Below are 12,043 nucleotides of genomic sequence, written 5' to 3' on the forward strand. Positions count from 1 at the left end.
CGGCGGAGTTTCCTGGCCGCTCGCTGGCGCTCGCTCATGCCGTCACCTCGCTTCGCTCGGCGAAACGCTGTCGCCCGGTCACGCGGTCATCTCCGCGAGGTGGCGCTCCCGGAGCACGAGCTTGCGGACCTTGCCGGTCGCCCCGGTCGGGACGTCCTCCTCGCGGACCACGACGACCTTCCGCAGCGTCGCGCCGACCCGCTCCCCCAGCGCGGCCCGGACCCGCTCGGTCCGGTCGGCCGCCGGGTCCGCGTCGGCGGCGAGCACGACCAGCACGTCGGTGACCACCTCGTCGCCCTCGCGGACGGCGACCACGGTGCAGTCGCGCACGTCCGGGCACGCGGCCAGGATCCGCTCCTCCGACATCGAGGTGTGCAGGTAGCCGCCGTCGGGCAGCTCGACCGAGTCGACGGCCCGGTCCATGTGGTAGTAGGAGCCGGCCTCGTCGCGGTACACCAGGTCGCCGGTCAGGTAGTAGCCGTTGAGCCGGGACCGGTAGGTGGTGACCGAGTCGTTCCAGTAGCCGGGGGCCAGGGTCGGGGACTTCACGCCCAGGTGGCCGACCTCGCCGGGGCCGAGGAGGTCGCCGTCGAGGTTGAGGACCGCGATGTCGGCGAACAGGTAGGGGCGGCCGATGCACCGGCCGTACTTCTCGGTGTCCGTGCCGTGGGTGACGTGGAACATCGAGTGCCCCATCTCGGTGGACCCGAGGCCGTCGATGAACCGGGAGCCGGGCACCCGGACCTTGCCCTGCCGGGTCACGGTGTCGTGCGAGCCGACCGCGACCAGGGGCCGGATGTGCGCCTCGTGCGCGCAGTCGCCGGTGTTGAACCAGATCCGCACGGAGTCCAGGTCGTGCTTCGCCAGGTCGATCTTGCTCAGCTCCGACCAGGTGACGGCGAACCCGAACACCCCGGCGGGCTTCCAGGTCTCGATCGCGTCGAGGACGTACGGGCCGGCCTGCGAGGACAGGGCCAGGAACTCAGCCCGGTTGCCGAGTGCCTGGTTGACCATGAGGATCGTGGCCGTGTGCGGGGCGGGCAGCGCGTTGAGGATCCGGTTGACGCCCTGGGCCTGCGGCATGCTCAGCAGGTGCCGGGTGGCGGCGAACAGGCTGCTGTGCGAGGCGACCACGGCCTTCGGCAGACCCGTCGTCCCCGAGGAGTGCGTGATCGCGATCGGGTCGTCCTGGTGGTGCCGGTAGGGCTCGGGGGCCGCCGAAGGGTCACCGGTACCCAACTCAGACAGATCGCCGAGGTGGGGAGCATTCAACTCAGCTGTGCCGAGCAACTCGCGGTGGGCCGCGTCGGTCAGCACCCCGCTGGCCCGCAGCCGGCGGATGTACTCGGCCGCGATCTCCCCCGACAGGTTCCCGTTGATCAGGGCCGGGATCGCGCCGAGCCGGTTGAGGGCCAGGAAGGTGAGGATGTGGTGCGCGGCGGTGCTGGTCCAGACGGCGACCACGTCCCGGCGGCCCACGCCGTGCGCGTGCAGCCAGGCGGCCCGGGCGGCGACCCGCTCGTCCAGTAGCCCGATGCTCATCTGCTGCCAGGCCGGGTGGCCGTCGACCTCGGTGTCGAACGTCAGGCCGGGCCCGTCGCGGTCCACACCGTGCGCGAGCACCGTGGACAGGACGTTGCCGGCGCCGATGCCGGGGTCGGCGGCGAGCGCGCCCCGGATGCTCTTGACAGTCACAGTTGTTCTCCTCCACGCACGAGCACGGCCTGCGCGCTGTCCGGTTCTTGTTCGACGTGCACGATCAGTGCCGAGTCGGCGTCGCCGTCCTCGATGAGCAGTGCGGCGAGCTCCAGCCCGTCCTCCAGCGGTTCGCCCAGCGGGCACACGGACACCACGGGGCCGGTCAGACCCCAGCGGGCCGCGATGTGGCCGGCGACGGCGTTGGGCACCGACTGGAAGAACAGCAGCGGGCCGACCCGCTTCGCGGCGTCCACGGCCGTCGCGACCCCGGTGGCGGTGCCCAGGTCACCGCTGGTGCTGACGATCACGACCGCTGTCCGCCCCAGACCCTCACGGGGGTACCGCTCCAGGCAGCGCTCCGCCGCCCCCGCCGCCAACGGGCTGAACGAGGAGGCCACGAACCCGGCGATCTGGGTCGGCTTCTCGTCGGCCGGCCAGACGACCTCGGCGAGTACTTCCAGGGTCCTCACAGCGCCTCCACCAGCAGTGCCGTGTTCGCGCCGCCGAACGCCGCGTTGAGACTCAGCGCGTACGGCGTCTTCGGCGGCCGGGGCGCGTCGAGGATCAGGTCCAGCGCGCACTCCTCGTCGGGGCCGAGGAAGCCGGCGTTGGTCGGCAGCTGCCCGGCCCGGACCGCCGCGACGGTGAGGACGAGTTCCAGCAGCCCGGAGGCTTCGAGGGCCTGGCCGTGCAGCGCCTTGGTGGAGCTCAGCGGCGTGCCCCCGAGCCCGGCGAGGCGCAGGGCCGCCGTCTCGGACACGTCGCTGAAGGCGGTCCCGGAGCCGTGCGCGTTGACGTAGCCGACCTCGGACGCGGGGACGCCGGCCCGGTCGAGGGCCGCCCCGATCGCCCGGGCCATCCCCGTACCGTCCGGGCGCGGCTGGCACACGTGGTACGCGTCGCCGGCCCGGCCCCAGCCCGCGAGCCTGGCCAGCGGTTCGGCGCCCCGGGCCCGCGCGGCGGCGGCGGACTCCAGGACCACGGCGGCCACCCCGTCGCCGAGCAGCAGCCCGGTCCGGCCCGCGCTGAACGGGCGGACCCGGCCGTCGGTGGCCAGCGCCCGGCCCGCGTCGAACAACGCGAACTGGTCGGCGTCCACCAGGTAGCCGGCGGCGACCACGAGGCGGTCGTACCGGCCGAGGGAGATCAGGGCCGCCGCGTCGGCGACGGCGGTGCTCGCGGCGACACACGCGCTGGTGTACACCCGGAGCGGATCGCCGAGGCCCGAGCGCCGGGCCACGCCGCGGGCGAGGGCCGCCGCCGACCATTCCCACCGCCGACCGGGCGCGATCCGGGCCTGGTCGGGGTCGGCGTGCACGGCGAGCAGCAGCGGGGTGTCGGGCAGGGACTCCGCCGCCAGCCCGGCTTCCCCGGTCGCCACGGACACCGCGAACACCAGGTCCTCCGACAGCGACGGCGTCCCCGCCATCGCCGCCGCGACCGTCACCCGACGGCCCGACACGTCGAACCGTCCGACCGGCGCGAAGGCCGGCGTGCCGGCGAGCACGCCGGCCAGGAGCGGGTCCAGGCCCCGGCCGTAGCCGCTGGCCACGGACATGCCGGTGACCAGCACGTCCCGGCCGCCCCGCTCCTCGTTGTCAGTCATCTCAGTTCTCCGCCAGGGCGTCCCGCAGGACGTCCACCGCTCTATCTATTGTGGACATTTGGGCCAGACTGTCATCGTCCAGGTCGAGTTCGACCTCGTAGCGCTGCTCGACCTGGTGGACGAGCCACGCCAGTTCGAGCGAGTCGATCCGCTCGGCGACCGCCTCGACCGGGCGGTTGCCGTACGTGGCGAGCATGGCGACGACGTCGCCACGCCCAGGGGCCGGCAGCGTCACGCCGCCACCCGGGAACCGACGAAGGCGGAGAACTCGCCGACCGTCATGACGGCCATCCGCTCCGACTCGTCCTCGTTGAACTTGACGCCGTACTGCTCCTCGACCCGCACGGCCAGCTCGGCCAGCGCCAGGGACTCCAGGTCGACGCCGGCCGGGCCGAGCGTGGTCTCGTCGTCGAGGCCCTCGACGTCGTAGTTCATCTCTTCGAGGGCCTTCACCACGAACTCACGAATGTCGGTGCTCATTGGGCTACTTCCTTCTGTACGGGTAGATCTCGGACGGTCCGCAGATCAGGCTTCGTCGGCCGGAGCCGCCCCACGCAGCTGCGCCGCGTCCCGGACGAGCTTGCCCGTCGCGGTCCGGGGCAGCTCGCGGACGAGGTGCAGGGTCTTGGGCCGCTTGAACGGCGCCAGTCGCTCGGCGAGGGCGCCCTCCAGTCCGGCGGCGGCGGACGGGTCGCCGAGCTGCACGTACGCCTCGATCCCGGCGGCGTGCACCACCACGGCGGCGGCGACCCCGGGCAGCGCGGCGAGGGTGTGCTCGACCTCGGTCAGGTCGACCTTGAGGCCGCCGACCGACACCTGTGAGTCGTTGCGCCCGCGCACCGTGACCAGGCCGGTGGCCGGGTCGACGCTGCCGGCGTCCTTCGTGCACAGCCAGCCGTCGACCCACCGGGTCGGGTCGGACAGGCCGAGGTAGGGCGAGGCGGGCATGCCGATCCACAGTTCGCCGTCGCGCTCGGCGACCTCGATGCCGGGCGCGGGGCGGATCGACGGGCGGTGCGCGCCGTACAGGTCGGTGCCGATGACCCCGACCTCGGTCATGCCGTACATGTTGCCGAGGATCGCGTCGTAGCGGTCCACGAACGCGGCCGAGACCTCGGGGCGGACGAGTTCGCCGCCGGTCGTCATGCGCTTGAGCTGGGGCAGCTTCGGCGGCTCGTTCGTGGAGGCCAGCAGCTCGATGTGGAAGGGCACGCCGATCAGGGTGGTCGGGGCGTCCCCGGCGGCGACCGCCTTCAGGATGCCGTCCACGGTCATCCGGCCGGGCAGGACCAGCTCGACGCCGGCGTGCAGGCCGTACAGCAGGCCGCCGACCAGGCCCAGCACGTGCACCATCGAGGCCAGCAGCACGACGCGCTCGCCGGGCAGCGGCACCCCGTCGATCCGGGTGTAGCGCTCGATCTCGGCCACCAGGTTCGCGGCGGTGCGGCCGATCACCTTGGACGGGCCGGTCGAGCCGGAGCTGAGCTGGATCACGGCGTGGTCGGTGGTCGCGGGCCGCCCCGGGTAGGGCCGCACCGACTCGACCACGTCCACGAACGCGCGGAGCGCGCCGCCGCCGACCTTCTCCGGGGCGACGACGACCTGGGGCAGCACCCGCTCCAGGGCCCGGTCGATCTCGTGGGCGGTCAACCGGTGGTCCAGGAGTGTCACCTGTGCCCCGATTCGCCACGCGGCGAGTAGATTTACCACATAGGACAGTGACGGCGGCAGACGGAGCGCCACGGAGCCGCCCCGGGACAGCCCGGCGGCCGCGAGCCGGGCCTGCCGCTCGCCGACGAGCCGGCGGAGAGTGATCCGATCAATAGGACTGTCAAGAACAAGACAGATTTCGGTGTCCTCGCCGGCGAGTAAGTCCTCGTCGACCCACTCGGGGCCGACCACGGACTCCACGCCCCGAGATCCCATGTCGGTCATCGAAACTCCGTGCCTCTCGTGACGCACTCCGGGTACACGAGAAAATGCTGATCTTGATTGACCAGCCCGCGCACCACAGTGACATTCATCTACTTATCCGGTATGCACACTCTGGACTTTCGTTGCCGGAGATCCTAAATCCAAACTGGACCCGATCACCATTGGTGCGCAGCGTACCAACGGATTTCTCCGTCCGGCAATAGTGGATATGAACGAGGCCTTCGTTTACGATCCGTCAGTTCAAATCGACCCACATTAATGTAAAGGAAGCCGGAGTGGTGCGCGAATCCACCCAGGTACACCGATAGCAGGCAGGCAATGCGGCTTTACCGGTCACTATCCGCTGTGTACTGTCACCTTCCACCGACCCCGTGGAGGAGACCCCCGTGCCGCTCGATCCACAAGTGCAGGACATGCGCACCCAAAGGATGCGGAACAGTACTCCGCAGCTCTACACGTTGTCTCTCGAAGAGGCGCGAGAGGCAGATCTCGCCTCAATCCGGGCGTCCGGCGGCGATCCCGAACCGGTGCACGAGGTCATTGACATGACGATTCCCGGTCCGGGCGGCGCGCTACCGATCCGGATCTACCGCCCCGAAGGCCCCGGACCATTCCCCACCCTGACGTATTTCTTCGGCGGCGGTTGGACTTTGGGTAGCATCGACACCTCGGACGGTATCTGCCGGGCCCTCGCGAATGCGGCCGACTGCATGGTCGTGACAATCGGATACCGGCTCGCACCGGAAACAAAGTTCCCAGGTGCGATCGAGGACTGTTACGCGGCACTCCGGTGGATTGATACCCATGCGAAGGAGATCCACGCGGACCCGGCCCGGATCGCCGTCGGCGGCGACAGCGCCGGCGGCAACCTCGCGGCGGCGGTTACCCTGCTCGCCCGCGAGCGGGGCGGCCCGGCCCTGGTCGGCCAGCTCCTGGTCTACCCGAACACCGACTACTTCTCCGACACCGCGTCGCTGCGGGAGAACACCGACCCGTGGCTGTTCAACCAGACGTCGGTGTCCTGGTACTGGAAGCACTACCTGGCGGACCCCGAGCAGGGCCGCGACCCGCTCGCGTCGCCGCTGCGCGCCGAGGACCTCGGCGGGCTGCCCGCCGCGCTGGTGATCACGGCCGAGTACGACCCCATCCGCGACCAGGGTGAACAGTACGCCGAGCGGCTCCGGCAGGCCGGGGTCCCCACGGTACTGACCCGGTACGACGGGATGGTGCACGGCTTCTTCGCGATGTCCGGCACGCTCGACGGCGGGAAGCGGGCGATGGCGCAGGCTTCCGACCAGCTGCGCGCCTGGTTCACGGCCTGACCGGCTCCCGGGGCCCGGCCCCGGGGCCTCCCGGCCCGGAACAGTCCGTGGGGCCGGCCTCCCAACCGGCCGGCCCCACGGAGACCACGCCCCCACCAGGGGGTGCAACGCAGAGGCGATGGGGCCCCGCAGCCGCGGGACCCCATCGGTCGTTCTCAACGCACAGAGGCGAGTCTTAGAACGCGAGCTCGCGCTGGCCCGGCTCGACCTCGAACTGCAGAACCTGGTTCGGCTCGACCTCGAACTGCAGGGCCACGTTCGGCTCGATCTCGGCGAAGGCGATGTTCGGCTCAATTTCAAAGCGAGTCATGAGACTCTCCTCTCATAGTCATTTTCAGAACACTGCACAACACGACCCGACTGCCGACCGGTCTCGACCGTTCCCGCGCCAGGGTGGCGACTGAGTGACACAGCTCGATCACTGCAATGCCGATACACGACGGGAAACGCCTCGACCGACCCGGCACGTAACTCCAGGTCGCCGGTTCAGCATCCATCCACAAGGGAACCGTGTCAACAGTGGATGGCCACGTTGGACCATTGTGAGACTTTCGGTGACACCCAACCCGACACGCTCGGCGTAGCCATTCAAACCGCCCACGGAGGCGTCGGACGGACAGCGAAAGGGCCCCCGGTCGAGACCGGGGGCCCTTTCGTTTCGCGCTATATGTATTAGAGCGTCCGCGTGCGGGCGCCGCCGACCTCTACCTCGAAGTTGATCTCGAAGCTGCCGACCCCGACCTCGAAGTTGAGTTCGAAGGACCCGGGGGTGACCTCACGACGAGCCATGACGGCTCTCCTTTCGGTTGTGGAAAGTGCACCTGCAGGCACAAGCATCGCTCCACACAGGACGGTCGTCAAGAGGCGAGTTCGTGTTCGACCAGCGCGGCGAGCCGCCTGACCCCCTCCTCGATCTCCGTCGGGGTCAGCCAACTGCACGACAGCCGCAGGGCCCGCTGCCCGCCGTCGACGTAGAAGAAACTCATCGGGGTCCACAGCACGCCGAACTCCCGGGCGGAATACTCCACAAGATCCTCATTCACCCGGAACGGAACGTCGACCACGACGAAGAATCCGCCATCCGGAACATTCCACCGAATGCCGCGTTCCGTGCGCGCCGGTTCGGGGAAACACCGGTCCAGCGCTGCCAGAGCCGTCTCCAGATTGCGCCGGTAGAACGCTATCTTGTCCCGGTTCGCGGTGCGCAGGCTGTAGTGCGATTCGACGAGTACGCCGCCGATCACCGCCTGCGCGATCGGGGACGTGTTCACGGTCAGCATGCTCTTGATCGCCGACAGCTCGGTCGCCAGCAGGGTGCGCCGGCCGGCCGCGTCGACCACGGTCTGGTCGGCGACCAGGAAGCCGACCCGCGCGCCCGGGAACACCGACTTCGCGAACGAGCCGAGGTAGATCACCCGCTGGTCGGTGTCCAGCGACTTCAGGCTCGGGGTGGGCGCGTCCGACAGGCCGAACAGGCCGTACGGGTCGTCCTCCAGGATCAGCAGGTCCTCGGCGGCGGCCACCTCCAGCAGCCGGCGGCGGATGTCGAGGCTGACCGAGACGCCGGACGGGTTGGAGAAGTTCGGCACCGTGTACAGCGCCCGGGGCCGCAGCCCGCGCGCCCGCGCCGCCCGGGCCACCGCCGCCACCGCCTCCGGGTCCACGCCCTCCGGGGACTCCGGCACCGGCACGACCTCGATGCCGAGCAGCCGGGCCGCGCCGGTGATCCCGACGTAGCACGGCTCGACGGCGAGCAGCACGTCCTCGGGGCCCGCGCACAGCCCGCGCAGCGCGATGACCATGGCCTCCTGGCAGCCGGCGGTCACGGCGACCGCCTCGGCCGGCACGTCGATGCCCTCGTCGGTGGCGAGCAGCCGGGCGATCAGGTCGTGGATCTGCCCGTTCGTCCGGCCGTACTGCATCAGGGCGCCGCGCACCTGGTCCGGCGTCCGGCCCCCGGCGGCGAGGTGGTCGGTGTACACGTCGAGGAACTTGTGCACGTCGGAGACGTCGTAGAAGCCCTCGTAGGGGCGGCCGGCGGCCAGCGAGATCGCGTCCGGGAACCGGCCGGCGACCTCGTTGAGGAAGTTCATCGACGCGGACACCGGGTCCGAGATCGACACGTGCAGGGCTTCACGGCTCAGTTCCACGGGGTCACCGCCGTCCGGTCGATGTCGGCCAGGCGCGGCCGGCCGGCCAGCGCCATCGTGTGCCGGAGCTCCTCGGTGATCAGGTCGAGCACCCCGGCCACCCCGTCGGCGCCGTCGGCCGCGAGGCCCCACAGCACCGGACGGCCGAGCAGGACGGCCTCCGCGCCCAGGGCCAGGGCACAGAACACGTCGGTGCCCCGGCGGATCCCGCCGTCCACCAGGACCGGGATCCGGCCCGCGACCTCGGCGACGACCTCCTCCAGGGCGCGCAGGCTGGCCACCGCCGTGTCGAGCTGGCGGCCGCCGTGGTTGGACACCACGACCGCGTCCACGCCGTGCTCGCAGGCCAGGGCGGCGTCCTCGGCGGTCAGGATGCCCTTCAGGACCAGCGGCAGCCGGGTCAGGCCGCGCAGCCAGGCCAGGTCCGCCCAGGTCACGGTCGTGTCGAACGTCTGCACGGCGTGCTTGTCCAGGGCGGAGCCGCCCTCGGTGCGCTCGTGGGTGGCCGCCATCAGTTCGGCCTCCAGGTTCACGGCCCGCACATCCGGATCCACCGCGAATCCGTTGCGCTGGTCGCGGAGCCGGCGGCCGATCCGGGGGGCGTCGACCGTCAGGACGAGCGCGCCGTAGCCGGCCGCCTCCGCGCGGGCGACCAGGTCGGCGAGCACGTCGCGGCGGCGCAGCCAGTACAGCTGGAGCCACAGCGGGCCCGACGCCTCCTTCGCGATCTCCTCCAGCGGCTGGCTGGCGAAGATGCTCACCACGAACAGCGCCCCGGCCGCGCCCGCGCCCCGCGCCGTGGCCAGCTCCCCCTCGGGGTGCATCAGCCGGTGGTAGGCGGTCGGGGCCACCGCCACCGGGGTGGCCAGCGCGGCGCCCAGCAGGGTGGTCCGGGGGTCGGGGTCGGACACGTCGACGAGGACCCGGGGCCGCAGCGCCAGGTCCGCGAACGCCTGCCGGTTGGCGGCCAGGGTGCGCTCGGCGCCGCTGCCACCGTCGACGAAGTCCCAGACCTCGGGGGTGAGCCGATCACGGGCGATCGGCTGGTAGTCCTCAACGCACAGTATGGACACGTGGCCTCCTCTGGGGAGTCAATGTAACCGGCTGTCCACGCAGGACCAATGCCAGATCCATCCGAGGGGTACGCCGCGCGCCGGGTTCTCCTGATCTGTCTCGCGATGGCTGTTCCGGGCGTGTTCGCGCTGGTCGGGCGCCCGGGTCCGCCGTACCCGTCGAAGGGATTATGCCCTGAAGGCCGCGCGCAGCGCCGGGATCGTGTGGTCGGCGTCCGTGTGGTGCACGACCCGCATGCCCAGGGCGGCGGCCGGCTCCAGGTAGGCGGCGATGTCGTCCACGAACACGCACGAACCGGCCGGCAGGCCCAGCCGGTCCACGGTGAGCGCGAAGATCCTCGGGTCGGGCTTGCGCAGGCCGACCCGGTCGGAGATCACCACCACGTCGGCCCGGTCGTCGAGATGCCACGGCGCGTACGGGTCGAAGTAGTCCGAACCCCACGAGTTGGACAGGATCGCGAGCTTCGCCCCGCCGGCCCGCAGCTCGGCGGCGGCGGCGAGCATCCGCTCGTCGGGGCGCAGGTCGGCGGCCATCCGGGCCAGCAGGCCGTCCGGGTCCACGCCGAGCCGGGCGCCGGCCTCCCGCTCGAACTCCGCCTGGCCGATCGCGCCCTGCTCCAGGTCGCAGATCAACCGGTGGCCGGCCGGGTCGCGGGTGACGAGGTCGACCAGGGCGCCCGGCGCCAGCCCCTCCCGGTGCTCGAAGGCCCGGAGACAGGCCCAGAAGTCGGTGGTCAGGACCCCGCCGAAGTCGAGGATCAGTGCTGAGGGGAGCACGGTCATGGATCGCCCTTCGCGGCGAGGGACTCGGCCTTCACGGCGATCAGTTCCCGGCGCAGGGAACGCCCGGACGCCGCGCCGGTGGCCAGGGCCCGGCGGGACAGCCGGTCGAGCCGGCTGAGGTTCTGCGCGTGCTGCACCTGCGACGCCAGCCCCAGGGCCGCGAGCGCGTCGGCGCAGGCCCCGTCGACCTCGGCGGCCCCGAACCGCGCCTCCGCCCGGTCGAGCAGCGCGGTGCACCGGTGCCGGGCCATCGAGTCGTCGAACCGGTCGATCGCGGAGTCGAGCAGGGGCTCGGCCTCCCGGTACCGGCCGAGGCGGACCAGGTCGCCGCCCTCGTACGCGAGCAGCTTGTCGTGGTTGAACGCGCCCAGCCCCAGCCAGGCCGTGTCGTCGTCGGGCACCCGGTCCAGGGCGTTGCGGGCCCGGGCCAGGTGCTCGCGGCAGCCCAGCTCGTCGCGCAGCGAGGCGCACCGCTCCGACGCCACGGCCGACACCCAGGCCCGGGTCTCCCACGAGGCACCCGTGGCGGCCAGCTCGCAGGCCAGCGTCGCGTACTCCAGGCCGTCGCGGTGCCGGCCCGCGCCGTAGGAGACGGCGAAGCTCTTGCCGCCGAGCACCACGGCCTGCAGCTCCGGGTCGTCGAGCGCCCGGGCGGCGCGCCAGCCCAGGTCCAGATAGGGCAGGGCGGCCTCCTGCCAGCCCAGGTCCATCATGAGCAGCACCCCGGTCAGCGCGGCCATCTCCCCGATCGTGCGGACCAGGGCGGCCCGGATCTCCGGCGGCTGCTCGGCCGGCCGGAGCGACACGGCCAGGTCGAGGTGGGCGCGCGCGGCGGGCACCAGCTCCGAGGAGGGCACCGAACGATACGACCGCCGGTAGCCGGCCGCCACGTCCCGCAGGTGGACGAGGGCCTCGGCTCCGACCCGCTCCCCGGACTCCGGTCGCACGAGCCCCGGATCGATGTCGGCGAGCCCGGCGGCCGTGGCCGCCGTTCCGATGACGAACGTGCGCCGCAGCATCTCACTCCAGTCGCCGACGTTGCTCCCCGGAATTCTATCCACGCCCGCCACTTGACCGCGATAGATGGAGATCAACTCCGCGTTGGCCGACAGTGCCCGGTCGCAGCGCTCCGCCAGCCGCAGCGAACCGGGCTGGCGACCGTGCTCGACGTGCGCGATGTAGGTGTAGTCGAAGCTGGTCGCGACCCCGAGCTGGCGCAGTGAGTACCCCGCCTGCGTGCGCAGCCGGCGCAGGGCCTGGCCGAACGTCTCACCATCCATCGTGGACCTCGCGTCTTCGTCGACCGGTCGACTCCGGCTGACCAACACCGGACCAACATCGACCTACTTCCGGAGCACGGACCGTAGGGATGACGCTACTCAGAAGGGACGGATGATCGCTACGGTGCAGTACGATCAACATTTCGCCCGTACCGGGTCGGGGGGGCGTGGACGTCGGATGACAGCGGGCCGGCGA

Annotated in this window: 12 protein-coding genes; 1 reads left to right on the top strand and 11 read right to left on the bottom strand. The window is 71.4% G+C overall.

What is annotated here, in order from left to right:
• Window positions 1-78: 78 nt before the first annotated feature.
• From AB0M43_RS27315 to AB0M43_RS27340, 6 genes are read right to left on the bottom strand one after another with little or no spacing between them, the layout of a single operon-like run.
• Window positions 79-1,695, bottom strand: coding sequence for a class I adenylate-forming enzyme family protein (locus tag AB0M43_RS27315; protein ID WP_363728637.1), 1,617 nt, complete (start codon window positions 1,693-1,695; stop codon window positions 79-81).
• Window positions 1,692-2,168, bottom strand: a complete 477-nt coding sequence (locus AB0M43_RS27320; RefSeq protein WP_363728638.1) for a beta-ketoacyl synthase chain length factor — start codon at window positions 2,166-2,168, stop codon at window positions 1,692-1,694. The genes AB0M43_RS27315 and AB0M43_RS27320 overlap by 4 nt, the downstream gene beginning before the upstream one ends.
• Window positions 2,165-3,304 (bottom strand): beta-ketoacyl synthase N-terminal-like domain-containing protein, encoded by a 1,140-nt coding sequence (locus AB0M43_RS27325; protein ID WP_363728639.1) that lies wholly within the window; start codon window positions 3,302-3,304, stop codon window positions 2,165-2,167. The genes AB0M43_RS27320 and AB0M43_RS27325 overlap by 4 nt, the downstream gene beginning before the upstream one ends.
• A 1-nt stretch (window position 3,305) precedes the next feature.
• Window positions 3,306-3,500 (bottom strand): hypothetical protein, encoded by a 195-nt coding sequence (locus AB0M43_RS27330; protein ID WP_363728958.1) that lies wholly within the window; start codon window positions 3,498-3,500, stop codon window positions 3,306-3,308.
• A 35-nt stretch (window positions 3,501-3,535) separates the two neighbouring features.
• Window positions 3,536-3,784, bottom strand: a complete 249-nt coding sequence (locus tag AB0M43_RS27335) for an acyl carrier protein (protein WP_197007839.1) — start codon at window positions 3,782-3,784, stop codon at window positions 3,536-3,538.
• A 45-nt stretch (window positions 3,785-3,829) separates the two neighbouring features.
• Window positions 3,830-5,230, bottom strand: a complete 1,401-nt coding sequence (locus AB0M43_RS27340) for a class I adenylate-forming enzyme family protein (RefSeq protein ID WP_363728959.1) — start codon at window positions 5,228-5,230, stop codon at window positions 3,830-3,832.
• A gap of 422 nt (window positions 5,231-5,652) precedes the next feature.
• On the opposite strand from AB0M43_RS27340, the gene AB0M43_RS27345 reads away from it, so the two are divergent.
• Window positions 5,653-6,561, top strand: coding sequence for an alpha/beta hydrolase (locus AB0M43_RS27345; RefSeq protein WP_363728640.1), 909 nt, complete (start codon window positions 5,653-5,655; stop codon window positions 6,559-6,561).
• A gap of 175 nt (window positions 6,562-6,736) precedes the next feature.
• On the opposite strand, the gene AB0M43_RS27350 is transcribed toward AB0M43_RS27345, so the two are convergent.
• The 5 genes from AB0M43_RS27350 to AB0M43_RS27370 all read right to left on the bottom strand — a co-directional run bounded on the left by AB0M43_RS27350 (window position 6,737) and on the right by AB0M43_RS27370 (window position 11,847).
• Window positions 6,737-6,871, bottom strand: a complete 135-nt coding sequence (locus tag AB0M43_RS27350) for a hypothetical protein (protein ID WP_363728641.1) — start codon at window positions 6,869-6,871, stop codon at window positions 6,737-6,739.
• A 547-nt stretch (window positions 6,872-7,418) separates the two neighbouring features.
• Window positions 7,419-8,711, bottom strand: coding sequence for a PLP-dependent aminotransferase family protein (locus tag AB0M43_RS27355; RefSeq protein WP_363728642.1), 1,293 nt, complete (start codon window positions 8,709-8,711; stop codon window positions 7,419-7,421).
• Window positions 8,702-9,784 (bottom strand): alpha-hydroxy acid oxidase, encoded by a 1,083-nt coding sequence (locus AB0M43_RS27360; protein WP_363728643.1) that lies wholly within the window; start codon window positions 9,782-9,784, stop codon window positions 8,702-8,704. Before AB0M43_RS27360 ends, AB0M43_RS27355 begins: the two co-directional genes overlap by 10 nt.
• 168 nt (window positions 9,785-9,952) lie before the next feature.
• Window positions 9,953-10,567, bottom strand: a complete 615-nt coding sequence (locus AB0M43_RS27365) for an HAD family phosphatase (protein WP_363728644.1) — start codon at window positions 10,565-10,567, stop codon at window positions 9,953-9,955.
• Complete coding sequence (locus AB0M43_RS27370; RefSeq protein ID WP_363728645.1) at window positions 10,564-11,847, bottom strand: helix-turn-helix transcriptional regulator; 1,284 nt, start codon at window positions 11,845-11,847, stop codon at window positions 10,564-10,566. Before AB0M43_RS27370 ends, AB0M43_RS27365 begins: the two co-directional genes overlap by 4 nt.
• Window positions 11,848-12,043: the final 196 nt, after the last annotated feature.

It is taken from the genome of Longispora sp. NPDC051575 (genome assembly GCF_040681875.1).
Taxonomy (GTDB): Bacteria; Actinomycetota; Actinomycetes; order Mycobacteriales; family Micromonosporaceae; genus Longispora.